Annotated in this window: 24 protein-coding genes; 11 read left to right on the top strand and 13 right to left on the bottom strand. The window is 65.9% G+C overall.

Translation table 11 applies throughout. The features are described 5' to 3' along the window. Positions 1 to 50: 50 nt before the first annotated feature. The 6 genes from ABWY06_RS03840 to bioB all read right to left on the bottom strand — a co-directional run bounded on the left by ABWY06_RS03840 (position 51) and on the right by bioB (position 5,046). Positions 51 to 347, bottom strand: coding sequence for a hypothetical protein (locus ABWY06_RS03840; protein WP_353924245.1), 297 nt, complete (start codon positions 345 to 347; stop codon positions 51 to 53). Between the two features lie 106 nt (positions 348 to 453). Beyond that, positions 454 to 1,134 carry a dethiobiotin synthase gene (gene bioD / locus ABWY06_RS03835; protein ID WP_353924244.1) on the bottom strand — a complete coding sequence of 227 codons (681 nt, stop codon included), beginning with the start codon at positions 1,132 to 1,134 and terminating at the stop codon, positions 454 to 456. A gap of 75 nt (positions 1,135 to 1,209) precedes the next feature. After that, positions 1,210 to 1,995, bottom strand: a complete 786-nt coding sequence (bioC, locus tag ABWY06_RS03830) for a malonyl-ACP O-methyltransferase BioC (RefSeq protein WP_353924243.1) — start codon at positions 1,993 to 1,995, stop codon at positions 1,210 to 1,212. Beyond that, the gene (locus ABWY06_RS03825; RefSeq protein WP_353924242.1) at positions 1,992 to 2,729 is read right to left on the bottom strand and encodes an alpha/beta fold hydrolase; all 738 of its coding nucleotides are present in this window, start codon (positions 2,727 to 2,729) and stop codon (positions 1,992 to 1,994) included. The genes bioC and ABWY06_RS03825 overlap by 4 nt, the downstream gene beginning before the upstream one ends. Then, positions 2,722 to 3,906, bottom strand: a complete 1,185-nt coding sequence (bioF, locus tag ABWY06_RS03820) for an 8-amino-7-oxononanoate synthase (protein WP_353924241.1) — start codon at positions 3,904 to 3,906, stop codon at positions 2,722 to 2,724. The genes ABWY06_RS03825 and bioF overlap by 8 nt, the downstream gene beginning before the upstream one ends. An 81-nt stretch (positions 3,907 to 3,987) precedes the next feature. Then, positions 3,988 to 5,046, bottom strand: a complete 1,059-nt coding sequence (bioB, locus tag ABWY06_RS03815) for a biotin synthase BioB (RefSeq protein ID WP_353924240.1) — start codon at positions 5,044 to 5,046, stop codon at positions 3,988 to 3,990. A gap of 95 nt (positions 5,047 to 5,141) precedes the next feature. Here bioB and ABWY06_RS03810 point away from each other — a divergent pair, with 95 nt between their 5' ends. The 6 genes from ABWY06_RS03810 (at position 5,142) to rarD (ending at position 10,357) form a co-directional block, all read left to right on the top strand. Continuing rightward, positions 5,142 to 5,885, top strand: coding sequence for a double zinc ribbon domain-containing protein (locus ABWY06_RS03810; RefSeq protein WP_353924239.1), 744 nt, complete (start codon positions 5,142 to 5,144; stop codon positions 5,883 to 5,885). A gap of 76 nt (positions 5,886 to 5,961) precedes the next feature. After that, positions 5,962 to 6,723 (top strand): TOBE domain-containing protein, encoded by a 762-nt coding sequence (locus tag ABWY06_RS03805; RefSeq protein WP_353924238.1) that lies wholly within the window; start codon positions 5,962 to 5,964, stop codon positions 6,721 to 6,723. A gap of 20 nt (positions 6,724 to 6,743) precedes the next feature. After that, positions 6,744 to 7,508, top strand: coding sequence for a molybdate ABC transporter substrate-binding protein (gene modA / locus ABWY06_RS03800; RefSeq protein ID WP_353924237.1), 765 nt, complete (start codon positions 6,744 to 6,746; stop codon positions 7,506 to 7,508). Beyond that, the gene (gene modB, locus ABWY06_RS03795; protein WP_353924236.1) at positions 7,495 to 8,190 is read left to right on the top strand and encodes a molybdate ABC transporter permease subunit; all 696 of its coding nucleotides are present in this window, start codon (positions 7,495 to 7,497) and stop codon (positions 8,188 to 8,190) included. Before modA ends, modB begins: the two co-directional genes overlap by 14 nt. Before the next feature lie 111 nt (positions 8,191 to 8,301). Further along, on the top strand, positions 8,302 to 9,276 hold the full coding sequence (locus ABWY06_RS03790; RefSeq protein WP_353924235.1) for a serine/threonine protein kinase: 975 nt from the start codon (positions 8,302 to 8,304) through the stop codon (positions 9,274 to 9,276). A 193-nt stretch (positions 9,277 to 9,469) separates the two neighbouring features. Continuing rightward, on the top strand, positions 9,470 to 10,357 hold the full coding sequence (gene rarD, locus ABWY06_RS03785; protein ID WP_353924234.1) for an EamA family transporter RarD: 888 nt from the start codon (positions 9,470 to 9,472) through the stop codon (positions 10,355 to 10,357). A 15-nt stretch (positions 10,358 to 10,372) separates the two neighbouring features. Here rarD and ABWY06_RS03780 read toward each other — a convergent pair whose 3' ends face one another. Continuing rightward, positions 10,373 to 10,891: a glycine cleavage system transcriptional repressor gene (locus tag ABWY06_RS03780; protein ID WP_353924233.1), complete on the bottom strand. Its 519-nt coding sequence runs from the start codon at positions 10,889 to 10,891 to the stop codon at positions 10,373 to 10,375. 32 nt (positions 10,892 to 10,923) lie between these two features. After that, on the bottom strand, positions 10,924 to 11,376 hold the full coding sequence (locus tag ABWY06_RS03775; RefSeq protein ID WP_353924232.1) for a GNAT family N-acetyltransferase: 453 nt from the start codon (positions 11,374 to 11,376) through the stop codon (positions 10,924 to 10,926). Between the two features lie 325 nt (positions 11,377 to 11,701). Here ABWY06_RS03775 and ABWY06_RS03770 point away from each other — a divergent pair, with 325 nt between their 5' ends. Together ABWY06_RS03770 and ABWY06_RS03765 are read left to right on the top strand one after the other, a co-directional pair. Beyond that, positions 11,702 to 13,882: a malate synthase G gene (locus ABWY06_RS03770; RefSeq protein WP_353924231.1), complete on the top strand. Its 2,181-nt coding sequence runs from the start codon at positions 11,702 to 11,704 to the stop codon at positions 13,880 to 13,882. A gap of 146 nt (positions 13,883 to 14,028) precedes the next feature. Next, entirely contained in the window at positions 14,029 to 14,457 is a 429-nt protein-coding gene (locus ABWY06_RS03765; RefSeq protein WP_353924230.1) for a PaaI family thioesterase, read from the top strand. A 21-nt stretch (positions 14,458 to 14,478) separates the two neighbouring features. On the opposite strand, the gene ABWY06_RS03760 is transcribed toward ABWY06_RS03765, so the two are convergent. From ABWY06_RS03760 to ABWY06_RS03740, 5 genes are all read right to left on the bottom strand, one after another. Next, positions 14,479 to 15,306, bottom strand: coding sequence for an alpha/beta fold hydrolase (locus ABWY06_RS03760; protein WP_353924229.1), 828 nt, complete (start codon positions 15,304 to 15,306; stop codon positions 14,479 to 14,481). Continuing rightward, positions 15,296 to 16,348, bottom strand: a complete 1,053-nt coding sequence (locus ABWY06_RS03755; RefSeq protein WP_353924228.1) for an alkane 1-monooxygenase — start codon at positions 16,346 to 16,348, stop codon at positions 15,296 to 15,298. The genes ABWY06_RS03760 and ABWY06_RS03755 overlap by 11 nt, the downstream gene beginning before the upstream one ends. After that, entirely contained in the window at positions 16,345 to 17,049 is a 705-nt protein-coding gene (locus ABWY06_RS03750; RefSeq protein ID WP_353924227.1) for a class I SAM-dependent methyltransferase, read from the bottom strand. The genes ABWY06_RS03755 and ABWY06_RS03750 overlap by 4 nt, the downstream gene beginning before the upstream one ends. After that, positions 17,036 to 17,683 carry a hypothetical protein gene (locus ABWY06_RS03745; protein ID WP_353924226.1) on the bottom strand — a complete coding sequence of 216 codons (648 nt, stop codon included), beginning with the start codon at positions 17,681 to 17,683 and terminating at the stop codon, positions 17,036 to 17,038. The genes ABWY06_RS03750 and ABWY06_RS03745 overlap by 14 nt, the downstream gene beginning before the upstream one ends. 69 nt (positions 17,684 to 17,752) lie before the next feature. Then, positions 17,753 to 18,433, bottom strand: coding sequence for an iron-containing redox enzyme family protein (locus ABWY06_RS03740; RefSeq protein WP_353924225.1), 681 nt, complete (start codon positions 18,431 to 18,433; stop codon positions 17,753 to 17,755). A 760-nt stretch (positions 18,434 to 19,193) separates the two neighbouring features. Between ABWY06_RS03740 and ABWY06_RS03735 the strand changes: the two genes are divergently transcribed. From ABWY06_RS03735 to ABWY06_RS03725, 3 genes are all read left to right on the top strand, one after another. After that, positions 19,194 to 21,119: a putative nucleotidyltransferase substrate binding domain-containing protein gene (locus ABWY06_RS03735; protein ID WP_353924224.1), complete on the top strand. Its 1,926-nt coding sequence runs from the start codon at positions 19,194 to 19,196 to the stop codon at positions 21,117 to 21,119. Beyond that, positions 21,116 to 21,823, top strand: coding sequence for a 3'-5' exonuclease (locus tag ABWY06_RS03730; protein WP_353924223.1), 708 nt, complete (start codon positions 21,116 to 21,118; stop codon positions 21,821 to 21,823). The genes ABWY06_RS03735 and ABWY06_RS03730 overlap by 4 nt, the downstream gene beginning before the upstream one ends. Positions 21,824 to 21,898: 75 nt before the next feature. Next, entirely contained in the window at positions 21,899 to 22,528 is a 630-nt protein-coding gene (locus ABWY06_RS03725; RefSeq protein ID WP_353924222.1) for a glutathione S-transferase family protein, read from the top strand. The last annotated feature ends 5 nt before the right edge of the window (positions 22,529 to 22,533 follow it).

Raw genomic sequence — 22,533 nt, 5'->3', positions numbered from 1 at the left:
CTTGCTCCGGGCAGCCAGCCATGGCCGTCACGGAGCCCAGGACGTTCTACTCAGGCGCGCGTATCGATCAGCGTGCCCAAGACGTCATCGGCGGTTTCGATCAGCTTGGCACCCGCCTGAGCCTGTACTTTGCCGACATTCAACTCGACCAGGCTGCTGGCCAGGTCGGTGGAGGCGCTGCGTTCGTCCGGAGCCGTGGGCGCGCTCTGCGGCGGCGCCATGCCCGGTGCGCGTTGTGCGGGGGGCAAGGCGGCACCGGCAATCTCGGTCGCGGCTTGCTCGACACGCCGCTGACCGGACTGCAGGCTGCTCAGTCCGGACGACATGACGCTGGGGGAAATTTGCATAAATGGCGCTCCGCACGATGGCGACAGATGGCACATGGCAATTAAAGCAGATACTGCTTAAAAAACGTACGACCAAAAGGCTATTGCCGCCTTCGCGGTTATATCGTCAAACCAGTGGCGCCAAATTCAGGTGCGCTGCCACCGAGGTCGCATCGGCACTCGCCAGCCAGGGTACCTGCCCCAGGCAAGGCGCCGGCAAGCGCGCGTCCAGGGTGGCCAGCACGGCCTCCAGGCGCGCCGTGTGCGGATCGACCAGGTTGGCCACCCAGCCGACCAGCGGCAGGCCGTCGCGGGCAATCGCCTCTGCCGTCAGCAACGCATGATTGATGCAGCCCAGGCGCACGCCGACCACCAGGATCACCGGCAGGCCCAAGGCCAGCGGCAGGTCGGACAGGTTGGCCTGAGCGGCCAGCGGCACTCGCCAGCCGCCCGCGCCTTCCACCAGGGTAAAGTCGGCGCCGCGGGCGAGCACCCGCTGCACCGGCCCCAGCAACGCCTCCAGGTCGAGGATCCGCCCGGCTTCCAGGGCCGCCAGGTGGGGGGCGATGGCCGGTTCGAAGGCCAGCGGATTGATCTCGTCGTAGCTCAGGCTCAGCGAGCATTCGGCCCAGAGCGCCAGGGCGTCGTCATTGCGCAGGCCCTGGGCGGTGAGCGCACAGCCGGACGCCACCGGTTTGACCGCAGCGGTGCTCAACCCGGCGAGTCGGGCGGCGTGCAGCAAGCCGGCGGCAACGGTGGTCTTGCCCACCTCGGTGTCGGTACCGGCGATAAAAAAAGCCTGGTTCATGCAGCCTCGGATGTCAGGGTGGGTGGCCTTGCCCAGCGATTCGCCGGGGGTGTTCGCGCGGGCACCAGGCCCGGCTCAACGCGGCTTCTGCAACACGCCATAGACCACCTGGTAAGTGGCCGGCAAGCCGCCGGGCTGGCGCTGCCGCTCATAGGCCTGGCGCAGGGCCTGGATCCGCGCCCGCCCGGTCAGGCCTTCCGGCCGACCCGGGTTGAGGTTGTGCGCGCCCAGGGCCTTGAGTTCCCCGGTCAGGCCGCGCAAGTCCGGATAAAACAGCACCCGCGCCTGTTGCCGCAGGCTGAACAGCTGCAGGCCACTGGCGGCGCACAGTGCCTGGTAATCCTCGAAACTACGGAAACGGTTGACATGCACCCGGCCGTCCACGGCCTGCCAGCTGTCACGCAGCTCCTGCAAGGTGCCGGTGCACAGGCTGCTGAACGCCAGCCAGCCGCCCGGGCGCAATGCTCGCCGGGCCTCCCTGAGCACCGCGGCGAAATCGGCGCACCATTGCAACGCCAGGCTGGAGAAAATCAGCTCGCAGGCGCCATCGCGCAGCGGCAGGCACTCGGCATCGCCCACCACGAATTGCCGTGCACCGCCCAGTGGCCTGGCGTGCAGCAGCATGCCTTCGGCCAGGTCCAGGGCCACCCCCTCGGCCTGGGGAAAACGCCCGGCCAACTGCCGGCTGAAATGCCCGGTGCCACAGCCCAGGTCCAACCAGCGCTGGGGCGTGCAGGCCGGTGGCAAGGTTTCGAGCAGTTGCGCGCCGACCGACCGCTGCAGTTCGGCCACGCTGTCGTAGCTGCCCGCGGCGCGGGAAAAGGACGCCGCCACCTGGCGCTTGTCCGGCAGTTCATTCATGGCCAGTCGTCACCCGATTCGTGCAGAAAGGCCTGGATCGCCGCCGCCAACTCATGGGGGCGTTCCAGCAGGAAGGCATGGGAGGCCTGCTCGATCAGACCGATTTCGGTGTCCGGCAGCAGCGCCAGCAGGTCGCCCGCCACCGTGCTGGGCAGCAGCGCGTCGGCACCGGCGAACAGGTGCAGTTGCGGCCCCTGGAACCCCTGCAACGCGCCGCGACTGTCCAGCGCGGCCAGCAGCGCCAGGCCCGCCAGCAGGTGCGGCGGCTGGCCCAGGGGCGCCGCGCTGACCAGCAGGCGGGCCAGGCCACGGGCCTCCGCGGCGCCCTGGGCGCAGAGCAGGGCAAAGCGTTTCAGGGTGGTCGCCGCATCGGCCGCACAGCCCTGCTGAAAGGTGGCGAAGGTCGCCGGCGGCATGCCGCTGGGCCAATCGGCGCGGGCCACGAAGCACGGATTGCTGGCCAGGCTGATCAGCCCGCAACAGCGCTCGCCGCGCCGCGCCGCCAGCTCGGCCGCCAGGCTGCCGCCCAGGGACCAGCCGCCCAGCCAGGTGTCCAGCGGCAGGTTGGCGTCCAGCTCATCCAACCAGTCCTCGGGGTCGCTCGAGTCGAGCAACGGCAAGGGCTCGATCTGCACCCGCAGGCGTTCATCGAGCCCCTGCAGTGCCGCGGCCAGTGGCTCGAGCGGCGCGCAACCGAGTCCCCAACCCGGCAACAGCAGCAGGCGATTACGCATCGCGGCACTCCTCAGACGGGGTCAACAACGGCCAGCACTCGGCCAGCGCTTCCAGCAACCGCGCCACCTGGGCCTCGCTGTGGGCGGCGGACAGGGTCACCCGCAACCGGGCGCTGCCCTGGGGCACGGTGGGCGGGCGAATTGCGGTGACCAGCAGGCCGCGCTCGCGCAGCAGGGCGGACAGCTGCAGGGCACGCGCGCTGTCACCGATCAGCAGCGGCTGGATCGGCGTCTGACTGTCCATCAGCTGCAGGCCGATGCGCTGGGCGCCCGCGCGGAACAGCGCGATCAGCTGCTGCAACTGGCTGCGTCGCCAATGCTCCGTCTGCAGCAGTTGCAGGCTCCTGAGCGTGGCGCAGGCCAGGGCCGGCGGCTGACTGGTGGTGTAGATATAGGGGCGGGCGAACTGGATCAGGGTTTCGATCAGCTCTTCGCTGCCGGCGACAAACGCGCCCGCGGTGCCAAAGGCCTTGCCCAGAGTGCCGACCAGCACCGGCACCTGCGCCAGGCTCAGGCCGGCTTGCTCCACCAGACCGCCACCGGTGGCACCCAGGGTGCCGAAGCCATGGGCGTCGTCGACCATCACCCAGGCCTGCCTGGCCTGGGCAGCGGCGCACAACGCCGGCAGGTCGGCCTGGTCACCGTCCATGCTGAACACCCCGTCGGTGACCACCAGGCAATTGCCCCGGGCCTTGTCCAGGCGCAGGGCCAGGCTCGCCGGATCGTTATGCAGGTAGCGGGAAAAACGCGCTCCGGACAGCAGGCCGGCATCCAGCAGGGAGGCATGGTTGAGGCGGTCTTGCAACACCGTGTCGCCAGCCCCGACCAAGGCGGTCACCGCGCCCAGGTTGGCCATATAGCCGGTGCTGAACAGCAAGGCCCGCGGACGACCGGTGAAGGCTGCCAGGGCTTCTTCCAGTGCGTGGTGCGGGCCGCTGTGGCCGTTGACCAGGTGCGAGGCGCCACCGCCCACCCCCCAACGCTCGGCACCGGCGCGCCAGGCGGCGACCACCTCGGGGTGATTGGCCAGGCCCAGGTAATCGTTACTGCAAAAGGCCAGCAGGCGCTGGCTATCGACCACCACCTCGGGGCCCTGGGGGCTGTCCAGCAGCGGACGCCGGCGGTACAACTGCTCGGCCTGGCGAGCGGCGAGACGGGCGGCAAGATCGAAACTCATGACGGTCGGCTTTCCCGGGGGGCCGCAAGGGGCGAATGGAGCGCCGCAGACCCACGGCCGCGGCGGCTCCGACAACGGCGGTCAGACCGCGGCGGCGTCGTAAAACAGCGCGCCGCTTTTCTGCTCGGTCAGCGCCTGCTCGATGGCCGCCTGGTGCACTTCGTCGGCATGCTCTTCACGCGCTTCCGGCTGGATACCCAGGCGCGCGAACAACAGCATGTCCTTGTCCGCCTGGGGGTTGGCAGTGGTCAGCAGCTTGTCGCCGTAGAAGATCGAGTTGGCGCCGGCAAAGAATGCCAGGGCCTGCATCTGTTCGTTCATCGCCTCACGCCCGGCCGACAGCCGCACATGGGACTGCGGCATCAGGATACGGGCGACCGCCAGCATGCGGATAAAGTCGAACGGATCGACGTCCTCTGCGTTGGCCAGCGGCGTGCCCTGGACCTTGACCAGCATATTGATCGGCACCGACTCCGGATGCTCCGGCAGGTTGGCCAGCTGGATCAGCAGGCCGGCGCGGTCGTCCAGCGACTCGCCCATGCCGAGGATGCCGCCCGAGCAGATCTTCATGCCCGCATCGCGCACATAGGCCAGGGTCTGCAGGCGCTCGGAGTAGGTACGGGTGGTGATGATGCTGCCGTAGAACTCAGGCGAGGTGTCGAGGTTGTGGTTGTAGTAGTCCAGGCCCGCGCCCGCCAGGGCGGCGGTCTGCTCCTGGTCCAGGCGGCCGAGGGTCATGCAGGTTTCCAGGCCCAGGGCCTTGACCCCTTTGACCATCTCCAGCACATAAGGCATGTCCTTGGCCGAGGGGTGTTTCCACGCCGCCCCCATGCAGAAGCGCGTGGCGCCGATGGCCCGGGCGTTCGCCGCTTCCTCCAGGACCTTCTGCACCTCCATCAGTTTTTCTTTTTCCAGGCCGGTGTTGTAGTGCCCCGACTGCGGACAGTACTTGCAGTCCTCGGGGCAGGCGCCGGTCTTGATCGACAGCAAGGTGGAGACCTGCACGCGGTTGGCATCGAAGTGCGCGCGGTGCACCGTCTGGGCCTGGAACAGCAGGTCATTGAACGGCTGTTCAAACAGTGCACGGACTTCAGGCAACGACCAGTCGTGACGCAGCACGGGAGAGAGGGAGGCGCTCATGGGCGGTTCCTTGTTGACCTTGGGGGAAGCAACTGCACCCGACTGCTAAGGTGCAGGGGCACGACACGGATGTTTGGCATAGTTAAGGAAGGCCCATGCACTGTCAACCCAGGCATTACCTGCAGGTTTACAACTGGTTAAAAATCACCCACACCTGCTTGCTGTGTGACGAGCGCTGCGCCGCGGCCTACCCGCTGTGCGCTGCCTGCCGGGCGGATTTGCCCTGGCTGGGCAGTCATTGCGACGTGTGTGCCTTGCCCCTGGTCACGTCGGGCCTGACCTGCGGGCAGTGTCTGAGGCATCCGCCGGCCTTCACCCAGGTGCAGGCCGCCTGGCGCTACGCCTTTCCGCTGGACAGCCTGATCAGCCGCTTCAAACACCAGGCGCGCTGGCCCTACGGCCGCCTGTTGGCGCAATTGCTGGCCGAGCAGCTGCTGTTGGCCTTCGCCGCCGGGCTGGCGTCACCGGATGCGTTGCTACCGGTGCCGCTGGCCCGTCAGCGATTGCGCCAACGCGGTTTCAACCAGGCCGGCCTGCTGGCGCGCTGGCTTGGCCAGGCCCTGCGGCTGCCCGTCGAAGACGACTGGCTACGCCGCACCCGGGACACCCCTGCGCAACAGTCGTTGGATGCCGCCAGCCGCCAGCGCAACCTGCGCAATGCCTTTGCCCTGAGCCCGCAGGCACGGGTGGCGGGCCGGCACCTGGCCCTGGTTGATGACGTACTGACCACCGGCACCACGGCCCACACCCTGGCGCGGCTGATGCTCAGGGCGGGCGCGACACGGGTCGATGTCTACTGCCTGGCCCGCACACCCAAGCCTGACGAACGACCAGGCTAGTCGCTGCCCTGGCTTGACTCGGCAGTCAATTGCTCGCCACACTTCGCTATATACAAAATCATATAGCGCCATTGCCATGAGCCTCTTGACCTCCCTCGCCCAGCATGGCGTACGCCGCCCGCAACGCATGGCCCTGCTGGCCCAGATCGCCGAGCAAGGCTCCATCACGCGCGCGGCCAAGGCCGCCGGGCTGAGTTACAAGGCCGCCTGGGATGCCATCGATGAACTCAACAACCTGGCCGAGACACCATTGGTGGAGCGCAGCGTCGGCGGCCGCGGCGGCGGCGGTGCGCGCCTGTCCGCCGAGGGCGAACGCCTGCTCGCCCTCTATCAGCGCCTGGAGGCACTGCAGGCCCAGGTCCTGGCGGACGCCGACAATGCCGACTTGCAGCAACTGGGCCGCTTGCTGCTGCGCACCAGCGCACGTAATCAGCTCAGTGGCCGGGTGCTGACGATCACCGCCCAGGGCGGCAATGACCTGCTGCAACTCGAACTGCCCGGTGGCGCCCAGGTCCAGGCACAAATCACCCACCCCAGCACGGAAAAGCTCGAACTGATGGCGGGCAGCCCCGTGGTGGCGCTGATCAAGGCGGGCTGGCTGACCCTGCATGCGCCCCATGACCCGCCAGCGCCCGGGCTCAATCGGCTGGACGGTCGAATCGAGCAGATCGTGGCGGACGATGCCGATCGCTGCGAAGTCCGCATCGTCCTGGCCAACGGGCAGACCCTCTGCGCCCAGGCCAGCCCAACCCGTCTGGCCGAACTGGCGCTGGGCGAAGGCGATGCGGTCTGCACCGGTTTTTCCCCCGAGCAGGTGCTGCTCGGCACTCAACTCTGATACCTCACTGAGGACGTGCGATGAAACTGCTGATGACCCGCCCCAATACCCTGCTGGCCCTGACCCTGCTCGGCGCCTTGAGTGGCGGCCCCAGCCAGGCTGCCGACCCGGTGCGTGTCGCAGTGGCCGCCAACCTGCTGCCGGTGATGGAAACGATCGCCGCCGACTACCAACGCCAGACCGGGGAGCAGGTGCAGTTGGCCGGCGGCTCCAGCGGCGCCTTTTTCGAGCAGATCCAGCGCGGTGCCCCCTTCGACCTGTTCTATTCGGCCGACGCCGAGCGGCCCGAGAAACTGTTGCAGGCCAAACATGGCGAGGCCGTCACGACCTATGCCTGCGGGCGCCTGGCCTTGTGGACCCCGAAAGCGCAACCCGACCTGACTCAGTTGCCGAACGGCAAGCTGGCAATCGCCCAACCCGACACGGCACCTTACGGCCGCGCCGCCCTGCAGGCCCTGGAGCGCAGCGGGCAACTGCCCGGCCTGTCGTCGCGCCTGGTGTACGGCCAGGATATCGGCCAGACCTTCCAGTTCGTCGCCACCGGTAATGCCAGCAGCGGCCTGGTCGCCCTCAGCCAGCTGACCGCGGCCAAGACGCCCGAGACGCAGTACCGACAGCTGGACGCCGGGCTGTACGAACCCCTGGTACAAAAGCGCATCCTGCTGGCCAAGGGTGACCGGCGCGCCGCGGCCGAGCGTTTCCTGGCCTATTTCGACGCCCAGGGGTCGCGCCTGAAACAGGCGGGTTATGCCCTGCCCGGCGAGGCCGGTTGTGCTGCTCAGTGACGGCGATTGGCAGGCCCTGCGGATCACCCTGCAACTGGCGGGACTCTCCACCGCGCTGCTGCTGCTGATCGGCCTGCCCCTGGCCGCCTGGCGGGTGCGCCGGGAGACGGTACTGCGCAAGGTGCTGGACGCCGTGCTGGCGATGCCGCTGGTGCTGCCGCCGACGGTACTGGGTTTCTACCTGCTGGTGGCCTTCGCCCCGGACACACCGCTGGGCTCGGCCTGGTCCTGGCTGACCGGCCATCAGTTGGCGTTCAGCTTCAGTGGCCTGCTGCTGGGCTCGATCATCTATTCGCTGCCCTTTGTGGTCCAGCCGTTGACCGTGGCCTTTCGCAATATCCCACCCAGCGTGCTGGAGGCGGCCGCCAGCCTGGGTGCCGGACGCTGGGAGCGCTGGTGGCGGGTGATACTGCCCTTGTTGCGGCGCGGCCTGCTGGTGGCCGGCACCCTGGGCTTCGCCCATACGCTCGGTGAATTCGGCGTGGTGTTGATGCTCGGCGGCGGTATTCCCGGGCAAACCCAGGTGGTCTCCATTGCCCTGTTCCAGCACGTCGAGGCGCTGCGCTACGCCGAAGCCCATCGGTTGGCCGCCTGGATGCTGTGCCTGTCCTTTATCCTGTTGCTGTTGGTGTACGGGATGCGCGATCCCCGTGGCCAGAGCACCTCCCACCCGGCGCTGTAACCCGCGCGGCAGTTCCCAGGCCGGGCCAGATGCCCCGGAAAAACGCACTGACAGCCGCGCCCACGGACGGCGGCAGCGTACACTGGTGCACCCTGCCGTCTGGAATACCCCATGTCCCATCCCTTCGCTGCCCTTACCCCCGATCTGGTTCTCGACGCTGTCGAGAGCATCGGCTTTATCAGCGACGCCCGGGTGCTGGCGTTGAACAGTTACGAGAACCGCGTGTACCAGGTGGGCATCGAGGACGGCGAGCCACTGATCGCCAAGTTCTACCGCCCGCAACGCTGGACCGACGCGGCGATCCTCGAGGAGCACAGCTTCACCTTCGAGTTGGCCGACTGCGAAGTCCCGGTGGTGGCGCCCTTGCGGCACAACGGCGAGACCCTGTTCGAACACGCCGGTTTTCGCTTCACCCTGTTCCCCCGCCGGGGTGGACGGGCGCCGGAGCCGGGCAACCTCGACCAGCTGTACCGCCTCGGCCAATTACTGGGACGCCTGCACGGCGTCGGGGCCACCAAGCCCTTCGCCCACCGCGAAGCGCTGACGGTGCAGAACTTTGGCCATGCCTCGCTGGACACCCTGCTCGAGGGTGGGTTTATCCCGCGCAGCCTGCTGCCGGCTTACGAGTCGGTGGCCCGCGACCTGCTCAAGGGTGTCGAGGCGTTGTACGCCCGCACGCCTTACCAGGCGATCCGCCTGCACGGCGACTGCCACCCCGGCAACATGATGTGCCGCGACGAGGTGTTCCATATCGTCGACCTCGACGACTGCCGCATGGGGCCCGCCGTGCAGGACCTGTGGATGATGCTGGCCGGCGATCGCCAGGAACGCCTGGGGCAGTTGTCCGAGTTGATGGACGGCTACCAGGAATTCCACGACTTCAATCCCCGCGAGCTGCCGCTGATCGAGGGCCTGCGCTCCCTGCGCCTGATGCACTACAGCGCCTGGCTGGCCCGGCGCTGGGACGACCCGGCCTTCCCCCACAGCTTCCCCTGGTTCGGCAGCGAACGTTACTGGGGCGATCAGGTGCTGGCCTTGCGCGAGCAACTGGCGGCGCTTAACGAAGAGCCGCTGAAACTGTTCTAGGGCCTAAGTAGGGACTGTGCGCGCGTGGCCCGTGCCAACCGGGTCCAGGGCCCACACGGCGGGCGGCAGTCGTAACGCAATATTTACGACTATCGCCCGTATCGGGCGATAAATCCCATGGGCGCCTCCCCGTACACCACGCAAGATGCTTAGAATGGCGGGCTTGTCGTTAGCAACCTAAGCAAGGACCTCCATGCCCACCGTCAACCCGCGCCGCGGTTACCTTCTGGGGCTGACCGCCTACGTGATCTGGGGCCTGTTCCCGCTGTATTTCAAGGCCATTGCCGCCGTACCGGCACTGGAGATCATCGTCCATCGGGTGCTCTGGTCGGCCCTGTGCGGACTCTTGCTGCTGATGGTCTGGAAACACCCGGGCTGGTGGCGCGAGCTGCGGCAGAACCCACGGCGGTTGGCGGTGCTGGCCGCCAGCGGCAGCCTGATCGCGGTGAACTGGCTGACCTATGTCTGGGCGGTCAATAACGGACGCATGCTCGAAGCCAGCCTGGGTTACTACATCAATCCGCTGCTCAATGTGCTGCTGGGCATGCTGTTGCTGGGGGAACGTTTGCGCCCCTTGCAATGGCTGGCGGTGGCCTGCGCCGTGGTCGGGGTGGCCCAGCAAGTCTGGCAGGTCGGCAGCCTGCCCTGGGTGTCGCTGGTACTGGCGCTGTCCTTCGGCTTTTACGGGCTGATCCGCAAGCAGGCACCGGTCGCTGCCCTGCCCGGCCTGGTAGTGGAAACCTGGCTGCTGCTGCCCATCGCCCTGGGCTGGTTGCTCTTGCACCCGGCCGCCACCAGCAGCCAGGCGGCATTCTGGAGCACCTCCCAGGCGTTGTGGCTGGCCGCCGCGGGCCCCATCACCCTGGTGCCCCTGCTCTGTTTCAACGCCGCCGCCCGGCACCTGCCCTACACCACCCTGGGGTTCCTGCAATACCTCGCCCCGACCCTGGTGCTGCTGCAGGCGGTCTTTCTCTATGACGAGCACCTCGCGCCCAGTACCTTGCTGGCCTTTGTCTTTATCTGGATCGGTCTGGCGCTGTACAGCGTCGATGCCTGGTTCAACCTGCGCAAAGCCAGTTGAGGCGCGCAGTGGAGCTCAAGGCTCGGTCCGCAGCTTGAGCTCCACCATCATCTCGTCCGCCAGGGTCTCCAGGTGGGTCTTGAGGGTATCCAGGGACAGGGTCAGCGGCACCGCCAGCACTGCCACCGCATGAAACAGCGATTCGCTGCTCATGGGCGCCGGTGTCACGTCGGTGGACAGCCGCTCGACATTGATGCCGTGCTCGCTCAATAAGCGGGTGATTTCCAGCACAATGCCCGGACGGTCGTTGCCCAGCAGATCGAGGGAAATCGGTTTCCAGGTACAGGAGGGTTCGATGCCGCTTTCGGCCACCAATACCCGGATGCCCTGGGCCGCCAACCCCTGGAGCGCATCGATCAGTTCTTCGTGGGCCTCGGCGGGCACGCCGATACGCAGGATTCCGGCGAACTGCCCGGCCATGCGCGACATGCGGCTCTCCAGCCAGTTGCCGCCATGCTCGGCGATGCAGGCGGCGATACGCTCCACTTGCCCGGGTTGATCCTGGGCGATGACCGTCAGTACCAGATGATTCACGGATGACTCCTTGGGTTTGGAACGCGCCGCCATCACGGCGGCGTCAGGCTCAGCCAATAGGTGTAGTACAACTCGTCCCTGACATAGCCTAGGCGCTCGTACAGCGCTTGCCCGGCCTGGTTGGTCCGCGCCGTCTCCAACTGCAGGCCGCAGGCGCCGCTGGCTTCGGCATGGGCCCGGGCGGCATTCATCAGCGCCTCGCCCAACCCCTGGCGCCGCGCCGCCTCGGCCACGTAAAGGTCACTCAGCAACCAGGCCGGGGCCAGCAGCAAGGATGAAAACAAGGGATACAGCTGCACGAACCCCTGGGCTTGGCCCGCCCCGTCGCGTGCCAGGTAGATGACCGACTCGCCGCGCTGCTGGCGCGCGGCGAGAAACGCGCGGATCTGCGCCAAGGGTTGGGGCAAGCGATAGAACTGCAGGTAGCCGGCAAATAATGGACAGAGTTCGTCGAGTTCCTCGGGGACCAGCGCCTTGACCGACATACAGACTCCCAACGCGATAAAAGTGGGTCCAGTATAGGCCGGTCGGTAACTGGAACGGCCACCTTAACAGCCGCGGCGCGGCGACAATAGTGTACGATTTCAGCATTTTATCGCGACAATATCGTTTTCTTCTGCGAACATTGCAGCCCCCGGTGTGACTGCACGAAGCCTTCCGGTCGCAGCGCGACGCGTACCCACTGATTTCCACCCTCTTCTTGATGTAGTATGCCGCGCCTCGGACTACAAGACGGCCCAGGCCGGTCCGTGACGGCTATCGAAACAGTCTGGAAACAACGCTGAAAAGCTGAGCAGAGTGAGGCAAGTGATGACTGAGCGCGTTCAAGTCGGTGGCCTGCAGGTCGCCAAAGTCCTGTTCGACTTCGTGAACAACGAAGCCATTCCCGGTAGCGGCATCAGTGCCGAGCACTTCTGGGCCGGTGCCGAAAGCGTCATTAATGACCTCGCACCGAAAAACCGCGCCCTGCTTGACCAGCGCGATGCGTTCCAGGCCCAGCTCGACGCCTGGCACCAGGCCCGTGCCGGCCAGGCCCATGACCCGGTGGCCTACAAGGCCTTCTTGCAGGAGATCGGCTACCTGTTGCCCGAGCCGGCCGATTTCCAGGCCAGCACGCAGAACGTCGACGACGAAATCGCCCGTATGGCCGGCCCGCAGTTGGTGGTCCCGGTGATGAACGCGCGTTTTGCCCTGAACGCCTCCAATGCGCGCTGGGGCTCGCTCTACGATGCCCTCTACGGCACCGATGCGATCAGCGAGGAAGGCGGCGCCGAGAAAGGCAAGGGCTACAACAAGGTCCGCGGCGACAAGGTCATCGCCTTCGCCCGTGCCTTCCTCGACCAGGCCGCGCCCCTGGCCGCCGGCTCCCATGTCGATTCCACCGGCTACCGCATCGAAGCCGGCCGTTTGGTGGTCAGCCTCAAGGGCGGCAGCAACAGCGGCCTGCGCGACGACAGCCAACTGATCGGCTTCCAGGGCGCCAGCGATGCACCCATCGCCGTGCTGCTCAAGCATAACGGCCTGCACTTCGAAATTCAGATCGACGCCAGCACCCCGGTCGGCCAGACCGATGCCGCGGGCGTCAAAGACCTGCTGATGGAAGCCGCGCTGACCACCATCATGGACTGCGAAGACTCGGTCGCCGCGGTGGATGCCGATGACAAGGTGGTCGTTTATCGCAACTGGCTGGGCCTGATGAAGGGCGACCTCGCCGAGGAAGTCAGCAAGGGCGGCAGCACCTTTACCCGCACCATGAACCCGGATCGCGTCTACAGCACGACCGGCGGCGGCGAGTTGACCCTGCACGGTCGCAGCCTGCTGTTCGTGCGCAACGTCGGCCACCTGATGAGCAACCCGGCGATTCTCGATGCCCAGGGCAACGAGATTCCCGAAGGCATCCAGGATGCGCTGTTCACCAGCCTGATCGCCGTGCACAACCTCAATGGCAACACCAGCCGCAAGAACACCCGGACCGGCAGCGTCTACATCGTCAAGCCGAAAATGCACGGCCCCGAGGAAGTCGCCTTCACCAGCGAAATCTTCGGCCGCGTCGAAGACGTGCTCGGCCTGCCGCGCAACACCCTGAAAGTCGGCATCATGGACGAGGAGCGGCGCACCACGGTCAACCTGAAAGCCTGCATCAAGGCCGCCAGCGAGCGCGTGGTGTTTATCAACACCGGTTTCCTCGACCGTACCGGCGACGAGATCCACACCTCCATGGAGGCCGGCGCCATGGTGCGCAAGGCCGCCATGAAGGCTGAAAAATGGATCGGCGCCTACGAGAACTGGAACGTCGACATCGGCCTGGCCACCGGCCTGCAGGGTCGCGCCCAGATCGGCAAGGGCATGTGGGCCATGCCCGACCTGATGGCCGCCATGCTCGAGCAGAAGGTCGCCCACCCCTTGGCCGGCGCCAACACCGCCTGGGTCCCCTCGCCCACCGCGGCCGCGCTGCACGTGCTGCACTACCACCAGGTCGAGGTGTTCGCTCGCCAGGCCGAGCTGGCCCAGCGTCCACGTGCGTCACTGGACGATATCCTCAGCATTCCGCTAGCGCCGAACACCGATTGGTCGGCCGAAGAGATCCAGAACGAACTGGACAACAACGCCCAGGGCATCCTCGGTTACGTGGTGCGCTGGATCGACCAGGGTGTTGGCTGCTCCAAGGTGCCGGATATCAACGACGTCGGCCTGATGGAAGACCGTGCCACGCTGCGCATTTCCAGCCAGCACATCGCCAACTGGCTGCGCCACGGCGTGGTCAGCGAAGCCCAGGTGCTGGAAAGCCTCAAGCGTATGGCACCGGTGGTCGATCGGCAGAACGCCAGCGATCCACTGTACCGCCCGCTGGCGCCGGACTTCGACAGCAATATCGCCTTCCAGGCCTCGGTCGAACTGGTGATCGAAGGCGGCAAGCAGCCCAACGGCTACACCGAGCCGGTGCTACACCGTCGCCGTCGCGAGTTCAAGGCGAAACATCCCTCTGCCTAAAACACAGCGCCCGTGACAGCCAAGCCGCTTCCAACCTTATTGGAAGCGGCTTTTTTATGCCCGAAGATCCGTACCACCCAGGGAACTCGGACCGGCCCTCTGGCGGTCAAAGCGGGGACTCTCGTGACGCCTCAGGAGCGGACGCCATGGATAACGACTCATTCTTCTGGCAGATCCAGGCCGGACGGCTACCCGTCCCACCGGCGGCCCGCACGCTGGGCATGCGCATCCTCGCGGTCGACACCGCGGCCGCCAGCATCGACGTGGAATTCCAGGCACAGCAAGCCTTTCTCAACCCCGCAGGGCAGATCCAGGGCGGCTTTCTCGCGGCCATGCTCGACGACTGCATGGGCCCGGCCCTGGCCGCCGGGCTGGCCGCCGGCGAGTTCGCGCCGACACTGCAGCTCAACGTGCAATTTCTCCGGCCGGCCCATATCGGCCGGATCCAGGGCCGTGGCCAGGTGGTGCGTCGCGGCCGCGACGTCTGCCACCTGGCCGGGGAACTACGCCAGGACGACCAGCTGATCGCCACCGCCACCGCCACGGCGCTGATCCGCCAAGCCCCCCGCGGCTGAGCAACGGATGCCTTTGCCGGACTAACCGGGCGCAGCCGCGTCGGGCCTCGCCACGTCGGACGCCGGCGCGCCGTCGACGAAGGCGAGGATCGCCGCGATCACCTGGTCGTCCTTGAGCAGGTCGAAGTGCCCCAGTCGCTCGGTACTCAGCAACTCGGCCTGGGCAAAAGCGGCGCGCAATTCCAGCGCCTGGGCATACTGGATAATGCTGTCGGCGCGGTCATGCACGATCAGGGCTGCCGTCTCCAGCTGCCGCGCAATCTGCGCGGGCGAGTACGCCTGCCAAAAATCCGTACCATGGCGCGCCTCCAGCAAGCCGCAAAACGCCTGCGCTTGCTCGGGGGACAACCGACAGCGCTGCACATGTTGGTCGACGATATAGCGGGCCCGGGCCGGGCCGCACAGGGTGACCAGCCGCTCGACCCGCAGCCCCTTGGCCAGTGCCCGGTACAGCCAAGCATTGCCGAAGGAATGGGCGATGGCGATATCGACGCCGGCCACCCGCTCGACCACCGCCTGGATCACCTCGGCGGACAGGTCGGTGTCGGTCTGCTCCCCGCCGGTAAAGCCGTGCCCGGGCGCATCGAACAGCACCGGAGTAATGCCCGCCGCCTGCAACCGGCTGGCCAGCTTCACCCACTGCGAGGCGCGGCCGTTGACCCCATGCACCAGCAGCGCCTTGCGCGGTCCGGCGTCGAAACGCCGGGCGAAGATCGCCTGACCGCGGTGCTCCAGGGCCACTTCGTGCCCTGAACGCAGGTAGGCCTCTGCCCGCGGGGAGATCGGCAGCGGCGGCAGCGTCCGCAAAAATGCCGCATGGGCCTGCAGGGTCTGGGGATCAGCGCGCATGTTCGACAACCTCTTGCTGAGCGGCGACCAGGGGGTCCATCACGGCAAACCAGAGAGGGGGTATCAGGGCCAGAAAAGCGCTGGCGAAATAGCCAAGCGGCAGGGTCGGCGCCGCCTGCAGATGCGCGAGTTGGGTGTGGGGACGTGCCGCGTTCAGGTGATGATCCGCGTGCTTGCCCAGCCCCAGCAGCATGCGGTTAGTCCAGCGTGCCCCGGTGCTCCAGGCATGGCGCGCCGAGACTTTCTCGACCCGCCCGGCCCTCACCTGCCGGCGCAAGCCGTAGTGCTCCACGTAGTTGACGGTCTCCAGGATCAGCACCGCAAACAACCCCTGGGCGATGAAAAAACACAGCCCAGCCAGGCCCCACAGCCCGTAACAGCCAACCGCCAGGGACAGGCTGACCAGCCAGGACGACAGCACCTGGTTGTGCAGGGACAGCGGTGAATGGCCACGCGCGCGCAATCGCCGCGTCTCGATGGCCAAGGCCGAACGCACCTGGCCGGGAATCGACTGCAGATAGAAGCCATACACCGTCTGCCCACGGCGTGCACTGGCCGGGTCCTCGGCCAAGCCGACATTGGCGTGATGGCCAAACACATGCTCGACGCGAAAATGCCCATAGTTGAGCAGCGTCAACAGCGCCACCCCACAGCAGCGGTCCAGCCTGCCGCGACGATGGATCAGCTCGTGAGCCACCACAAACCCCAGGGTACCGCCCACCAGCCCGGTGGCGTAGGTTCGCAGCCAGAACTCCAGGGAATCCAGGCGCAGTCCACGCACCGAGGCGGCGCCGTAGCCCAGCGCCACCAGGAACAGCAGGCAGAACCCATGCTCGGCGCGCAAGGTCTGCTCGCGAGGAGCGACCGCCGCCCGCGGCCGCGACGCGGCAACCGCCGGCTCCGGCGCCGCCAGCAGGTCCAGGCCGGGCATGACCAGCATATTGAGGATGATCACGACCAACAGGTAATAGCCACCCAGGTGCAAGGTGACGAGCAGTACCAGGGGATACAGCAGAAACAGGTTACGGGTCATCCCGCTCATGACTGGACCTCCAGCAGCATGCCCAAGGGGGTGAAGGTCTGCAGGCGGTAGGGCAAGGCGTGTTCGCGCAGCAAGCCGCGGACCTGCTCGACACTCAAGGCCCGACGGTGCGAGACCAGACCATCGTGGATGAACTCGGCGGAGAAGAACGGCGCGATCAGGCGCATCCACAGCGACCCGTAGCGGGTCTGCCGCAGATCGAAAACATAGACGTCGCGGGCGATCCGGCAGAACTCGCGCAGCAGCTGGGGAATCTGCGCCGGGGTAAAGTGATGCAGCGACTGCGAGCAGACCAGCACATCGAACTCGCCGCTGGCGAACCCGCTCTGGAACATGTCCCGGCGCAGCCAGTGAATGGCCGGCGCCTCCCGCGTCGCATTGGCGATATGCCGCTCCGACCAGTCCACCCCATAGACATCCAGCTGGCCGGGTTCGCGGGTACGGCTCAAGCGCGACCACAGGTAACGGGTCAGCCCGCCGCGCCCGCAACAGGCATCCAGTACCTTGAGCCCCTGGCGGGCGTCAGCCAGGCGCAAGGAGCGGCGGGCGATATGCCCATAGAGTTGGCGGTTAAGCCCACTCCAAAGGCCGATACGGTCGAGGTCGAGACTCACCCGGGAAGCTTCGGCGCTTTCCGGAAACAGGTCGAGTATTTCCTCGTCCAGCTGCCGCGCGACCTGCAGCAGGTCAGAGGCTTTCATGGGCAGGCTCCCGGCGCAGGTACAGCTCCTTGATCCGGCGCATCGTGCGTTCTTGCTGGAAGTAGTTGCGGGCCCGCGCGTGCATGTAACGCAGCGCCTCGGGACTGTGGGTGTCGTAGTAGATGATAAAATCCTTGAGGTGCGGCTGACCCAGCAGGGACAGCGGCGGATGCTGCACCGGGTTGATGCCGAAGGCGACGAAGTGCCGCAGAACCTGGTAACGGGTCAGTCCCACAATATATTGATAACTGTGCGCCACGGCCCACTTGGCACATTCATACATCAACACCGCCAGGGTATAACCGCCACGCGCCTCGTCGAGCACGATAACGTTATGTACTTCGCAGACCCGGGTATCTTGCGCCGACAAACCCTGCAGCTCGGGAATATAGCGAAAGTAATGTTCCCCCCGTTGCACCTGGCTCAGGGCACCGATGGCGGCGACCTGCTGGTTCCGGCGGATAAAAAACCGCTGCCCCCTGGGCGGCACTTTAATCCGTGCCAAGTCGAACCCAAGTTTATTATAAGCATTGGCGAGAATGTTTTCGTAGTGGTCGAATTCAGCGTCTCCGCGCAAGAACTGCATGCCGTATACAACACTGTCTTCGTTGTAGGGTAAGAAATGAGTATTCATCGTTACGCCACCCTCGAACAGAGAGAAACGGCAGGCTGAACGACTCCCTGCAGCCTGCCCATAAAAGAATCATGCCGGTTGCGCGCGAACCTGGGGCTCGGCAAGCACATCCATAAACAGCTGGTTATAGAATTTGAGGGTCATCCGCCGCGCATGGGCGATATCCAGCAGGGTTTCTTCGTCTTGCACCAGCTCGTTGACGGCACGCTTGGCCTCTTCCAGGTGTTTGATATCAAAACCGGCGTGGCTCTTGATAAAGGTGATCTGGTTGCTGGCGTAGCCATAGTGCTCGGTCAGGACCTTGCTGAAGGCCGGCCCGAAGTCCGCGCCGAGGCCTTCGGTGGCGGTCGCCACCCCCAGTATTCCGGCGGGATTGCCGTAGGTGGCCAGGTAATAGTTCTGACAGACCAGGCCCCAGGCCCCGCTCATGGGGTGGCCGCTGAGAATCACATCAGGGTTTTCCCCGAGGTTGCGCAGGTCCTTGATGCAGAACAGGTCATGGCCGTTCTCTTCCTGTACCTGCTCGAAAAACCAGTTGCGCAGGTCCCGGTGCTCGTCGCGCAGCCGCGCGCCGCCCAGCGCCAGGGCTCGCGAGGTGTGCCGCACCAGGTGATAGGTCTCGCGCAGGTAGGCGATGTAGTGCTGACGTTGCAGACCGCCGCTCATCACCAATTTGAACAAGGCATTCGAACCGATATAGTGCTGATATTCACTCTGGGTCATCTCGACCACCCGGGTAAAATTATTCATACCACCTCCTTTTTTCCGTGGTTGCTTATTGAGTGACAACGGCAGCATTGACAAGCGGAGCCATACAGCCCAATGGAAATACTCAATAACCGCTCGGCGCACCGAAGCCGTACGAATTGGCAAGCTCGGCGCCGCCGATCAGTTCAATAGCGCGACTTGATTGAATTGTTCCGCCGCTCCCGACAGCCCGCCGTCAAAGACGGCCAGTGAAGCAGGCCGAGCAGAGAACAGCCGATAGAGACATACGAAATTCACATATAGTCCATTATAAGAAAATACCTCCCTGCCAATACCGGGTAGTGCCAGACCAATGCCGGCTCGCTCCGATACAGCGCCATTGTCACCATTGGCAAGTGGCTTTTTTAAACCCGACTCCAAACACTGTCAATACTGGCTAAGTGCGTTTTTTCACACTACAACCCAAGCGAAACAATTTATAAAAACAACCAACTATAATGAAGCCGCTTATTAATAATGATTCGATAATAAGACCTGTGCCCCCAGCATCCTCGAACGCAGCGACTGGGCGATGCCGAAAACGCCAGGCCACGCCAGAGCGCCACGCCGTGCCCGTCCATGCCCGCGACCCAGAGCAGGTCAGCCGGAGCCGGGCCGCAAAAACCCGCACGGCGGCGAAAAAGAGGCACAGGACGACCGGCGCGCGCAGACACCACAACTGCTGCACCTAGACTTAGGTCCACTGGGCACCGCCAGCCACTCGACGGACCATCCCTGCTCCCGAACCTTGCGGACACTCCACATGAAGCACAGCAACGCTTTTGCCGAAGCCGGCAAGGTGGCGGTGCAGCAGAACCTTCACGGCCTCCTGGTGTTTCTGCAGCAATTTCCGCCGTTCAACCAGATGGACCTGGCCCACCTGGCCTTCCTGGTGGAGAACTGCCAGCTGCGTTTTTACGCCCAGGGCGAGAGCATCCTCAAACCCGACGCGGCGCCGGTCGAGCATTTCTATATCGTCAAGCAAGGCCGCGTGCAGGGCCAGCGTTCAGCCGACGCGCAGGCCGGCAGCACCTTCGAAATCAGTACCGGCGAATGTTTTCCGCTGGCCGCGCTGCTGGGTGAACGCGCCACCCGCACCGAACACCTGGCCGCTGAAGACACCTTTTGCCTGCTGTTGAACAAACCGGCCTTTATCAAGCTGTTCGCCCAATCCAATCCCTTTCGTGACTTCGCCCTGCGCGGCGTCAGCAGCCTGCTCGACCAGGTCAACCAGCAGGTCCAGCTGCGCGCGGTGGAAACCCTGGGCGCGCAGTACTCGCTCAACACCCGGCTAAGCGACTTGGCGATGCGTCAACCCGTCAGCTGCGCGCCAAGCCTGGCCCTTAGGGATGCGGTGCGGCTGATGCACGAGCGGCAGGTCGGCAGCGTGGTGATAGTCGATGCGGACCGTCGCCCACTGGGCATCTTCACCCTGCGCGACCTGCGCCGGACGGTGGCCGATGGTGCTGCCATGGAGCAGCCCATCGCGGCCCTGATGACCCCCGCGCCCTTTGCGCTGGGGCCCGACGCCAGCGCCTTCGACGCGGCCATCGCCATGACCGAGCGGCATATCGCCCATGTCTGCCTGGTCGACCAGGAGCGCCTCTGTGGCGTGGTCTCCGAGCGTGACCTGTTCGCCCTGCAACGCATCGACTTGGTGCACCTGGCCCGCACCATCCGTCACGCGGCACGGGTCGAGACCCTGGTGGCGCTACGCAGCGAGGTGCGGCAGCTGGTCGATCGCATGCTCGCCCATGGCGCCAGCTCGACCCAGATCACCCACCTGATCACCTTGCTCAACGACCATACGGTCTGCCGGGTGATCGAACTGAGCCTGGAGCAACTGGGCGATCCCGGCGTGCCCTTCACCTGGCTGTGCTTCGGCAGCGAGGGCCGTCGCGAGCAGACCCTGCACACCGACCAGGACAACGGCCTGCTTTTCGAGGCGACCGACGCCGTCCACGCCGAGCAGCTGCGGGCACGCCTGCTGCCGCTGGCCGCGCAGATCAACCAGAGCCTGGCCGCCTGCGGCTTCAGCCTGTGCCAGGGCGGCATCATGGCCGGCAATCCGCAGCTGTGCCTGTCCCACGCTGAATGGCGGCGGCGCTTCAGCGGCTTTGTCCGCGAGGCGTCACCGGAAAACCTGCTGGCCTCGAGCATCTATTTCGACCTGCGTGCGGTCTGGGGGCCCACCGAGGGCTGCGAGCAGTTGCGCGCAGGACTGTTGGACGAGGTCGCCGACAACCCGCTGTTCCAGCGTCTGCTGGCCGCCAACGCGCTGCGCCAGTCGCCCCCGGTGGGCCGCCTGCGCGATTTCGTGGTGGCCCGCAAGGGCGCCGAAAAAGACACCCTGGACCTCAAGGTGCAAGGCCTGACGCCCTTTGTCGACGGTGCGCGCCTGCTGGCCCTGGCCCATGGCATCGAGGCCTGCAATACCCTGGAACGCCTGCGCCAGCTGGTCCGCCGTGGCGTGATCGAAGCCTTGGACGGCGCGGCCTATGAAGAGGCCTATCACTTTATCCAGCAAACCCGTCTGCAACTGCACCAGCAGCAGGCTCGCCAGGGGCGGCCGTATGGCAACCGGATCGACCCGGACAGCCTCAATCAGCTGGACCGGCGCATCCTGCGCGAGTCCTTTCGTCAGGCCCAGCGCCTGCAGCGCAGCCTGGTGCTGCGCTACCAGCTATGAGGTGGCTACCCTGGGGCCGCACCGCGGCGCCGACCTTGAGCGCCGAACAGCGGCAACGCCTGGCGGCACTGCCGGTTCCGTTAGGCTCGAGCCAGCAGCCACTGAATCGGCAGCGATTTGTCGTGTTGGACCTGGAGACCAGTGGCCTGAACACCCAGCGCGACCGTGTCTTGTCGATCGGGGCCTGGGTTATCGAGGACGGCGCCATCGACTTGGGCCAGCAGTTCGAGTGCACCTTGTGCCACCTCGATCAGCCGGTCAATGCCAGTGTGCTGATCCACGGCCTGGCGCCCAGTACCCTGGCCGCCGGACGCGAGCCGGTGGCGGCCTTACTGGACTGCCTGGCATTTCTCGGCGACAGCCCGCTGCTGGCGTTCCATGCCCCATTCGACCAGCGCATGCTCGGCCGCGCCGTCGACCAGCAGCTGGGACAGCGGCTGGCGAGCGAGTTCCTCGACATCGCCGAACTGGCGCCGTTACTCAATCCCCAGGTGGTGCTGCGCAACGCCGGCCTGGACGACTGGACCGCGCATTTCGGCCTGCGGGCACAACAACGTCACAGCGCCAGTGCCGATGCACTGGTCACCGCCGAGCTGGCCTTGATCCTGTTCCACCAGGCGCGCCGCCAGGGCCTGGACAGCCTTGACGCCCTGCAGCGACGGCTGGCCCAGTGGCGCCGTCGACAACACAGCCCGGCCTTCTGAAACAAAGCTCGGGAGCGCAGTGTTGCAACGCACGCGGGGCTGTTAGGCTCGGGCTTTTATCCCTGGAGCGATCCCATGGCAACTCTCGGCATGACGCTGTTCCACTCAACCGGCTCACCCTTTGTCCGCAAGGTCATGCTCGTGCTGCATGAGACCGGCCAACTCGAGCAGGTGGCCTTGCACGGCGTGCAACTGAGCCCGATCAACCCCAGTGCGGCGTTGAATGCCGGCAACCCGGCGGGCAAGCTGCCGGCACTGGGCCTGGCCGACGGCAGCGTGCTGCACGACAGTCGAGTGATCTGCGACTACCTCGACCAGCAGCATGGCAGCACTCCGCTGATCCCTCGCGACGGCCCGTCGCGTTGGCAGCGCTTGACCCTGGCCTCCCTGGCCGATGCGCTGATGGATGCCGCAGTGCTGATTCGCTACGAAACCTTCCTGCGTCCCGCCGACAAACGCTGGGACGACTGGGTGCAGGCCCAACAGGGCAAGATCGACCGCGGCCTGGCGCAGCTGGAGCACGAGGCCGCGTCCGCCCCCCATGGCCCTTTCGATATCGCCGCCATCGGCATCGTATGCCTGCTCGGTTACCTGGACTTTCGCCAGCCGCAGCTGGGCTGGCGCACGCGCTGCCCGCAGTTGGCCGACTGGTACGCCGCGGTGCAGGAACGTCCTTCGGTGCAGGCCACCCAGCCCAGCGCCTGAATGGC

This window comes from Pseudomonas sp., assembly GCF_040514055.1.
Taxonomy (GTDB): Bacteria; Pseudomonadota; Gammaproteobacteria; order Pseudomonadales; family Pseudomonadaceae; genus Aquipseudomonas.
Note: the sequence above shows the minus strand (reverse complement) of the source record. Positions and strands in the feature narration are given on the sequence as shown.

What these genes read in the sequence shown, in the direction of transcription:
- ABWY06_RS03840 (WP_353924245.1), bottom strand. Translation starts at nt 347, where the DNA reads ATGCAAATTTCCCCCAGCGTCATGTCGTCCGGACTGAGCAGCCTGCAG.
- bioD (WP_353924244.1), bottom strand. Translation starts at nt 1,134, where the DNA reads ATGAACCAGGCTTTTTTTATCGCCGGTACCGACACCGAGGTGGGCAAG.
- bioC (WP_353924243.1), bottom strand. Translation starts at nt 1,995, where the DNA reads ATGAATGAACTGCCGGACAAGCGCCAGGTGGCGGCGTCCTTTTCCCGC.
- ABWY06_RS03825 (WP_353924242.1), bottom strand. Translation starts at nt 2,729, where the DNA reads ATGCGTAATCGCCTGCTGCTGTTGCCGGGTTGGGGACTCGGTTGCGCG.
- bioF (WP_353924241.1), bottom strand. Translation starts at nt 3,906, where the DNA reads ATGAGTTTCGATCTTGCCGCCCGTCTCGCCGCTCGCCAGGCCGAGCAG.
- bioB (WP_353924240.1), bottom strand. Translation starts at nt 5,046, where the DNA reads ATGAGCGCCTCCCTCTCTCCCGTGCTGCGTCACGACTGGTCGTTGCCT.
- ABWY06_RS03810 (WP_353924239.1), top strand. Translation starts at nt 5,142, where the DNA reads ATGCACTGTCAACCCAGGCATTACCTGCAGGTTTACAACTGGTTAAAA.
- ABWY06_RS03805 (WP_353924238.1), top strand. Translation starts at nt 5,962, where the DNA reads ATGAGCCTCTTGACCTCCCTCGCCCAGCATGGCGTACGCCGCCCGCAA.
- modA (WP_353924237.1), top strand. Translation starts at nt 6,744, where the DNA reads ATGAAACTGCTGATGACCCGCCCCAATACCCTGCTGGCCCTGACCCTG.
- ABWY06_RS03790 (WP_353924235.1), top strand. Translation starts at nt 8,302, where the DNA reads ATGTCCCATCCCTTCGCTGCCCTTACCCCCGATCTGGTTCTCGACGCT.
- rarD (WP_353924234.1), top strand. Translation starts at nt 9,470, where the DNA reads ATGCCCACCGTCAACCCGCGCCGCGGTTACCTTCTGGGGCTGACCGCC.
- ABWY06_RS03775 (WP_353924232.1), bottom strand. Translation starts at nt 11,376, where the DNA reads ATGTCGGTCAAGGCGCTGGTCCCCGAGGAACTCGACGAACTCTGTCCA.
- ABWY06_RS03770 (WP_353924231.1), top strand. Translation starts at nt 11,702, where the DNA reads ATGACTGAGCGCGTTCAAGTCGGTGGCCTGCAGGTCGCCAAAGTCCTG.
- ABWY06_RS03765 (WP_353924230.1), top strand. Translation starts at nt 14,029, where the DNA reads ATGGATAACGACTCATTCTTCTGGCAGATCCAGGCCGGACGGCTACCC.
- ABWY06_RS03760 (WP_353924229.1), bottom strand. Translation starts at nt 15,306, where the DNA reads ATGCGCGCTGATCCCCAGACCCTGCAGGCCCATGCGGCATTTTTGCGG.
- ABWY06_RS03755 (WP_353924228.1), bottom strand. Translation starts at nt 16,348, where the DNA reads ATGAGCGGGATGACCCGTAACCTGTTTCTGCTGTATCCCCTGGTACTG.
- ABWY06_RS03750 (WP_353924227.1), bottom strand. Translation starts at nt 17,049, where the DNA reads ATGAAAGCCTCTGACCTGCTGCAGGTCGCGCGGCAGCTGGACGAGGAA.
- ABWY06_RS03745 (WP_353924226.1), bottom strand. Translation starts at nt 17,683, where the DNA reads ATGAATACTCATTTCTTACCCTACAACGAAGACAGTGTTGTATACGGC.
- ABWY06_RS03740 (WP_353924225.1), bottom strand. Translation starts at nt 18,433, where the DNA reads ATGAATAATTTTACCCGGGTGGTCGAGATGACCCAGAGTGAATATCAG.
- ABWY06_RS03735 (WP_353924224.1), top strand. Translation starts at nt 19,194, where the DNA reads ATGAAGCACAGCAACGCTTTTGCCGAAGCCGGCAAGGTGGCGGTGCAG.
- ABWY06_RS03730 (WP_353924223.1), top strand. Translation starts at nt 21,116, where the DNA reads ATGAGGTGGCTACCCTGGGGCCGCACCGCGGCGCCGACCTTGAGCGCC.
- ABWY06_RS03725 (WP_353924222.1), top strand. Translation starts at nt 21,899, where the DNA reads ATGGCAACTCTCGGCATGACGCTGTTCCACTCAACCGGCTCACCCTTT.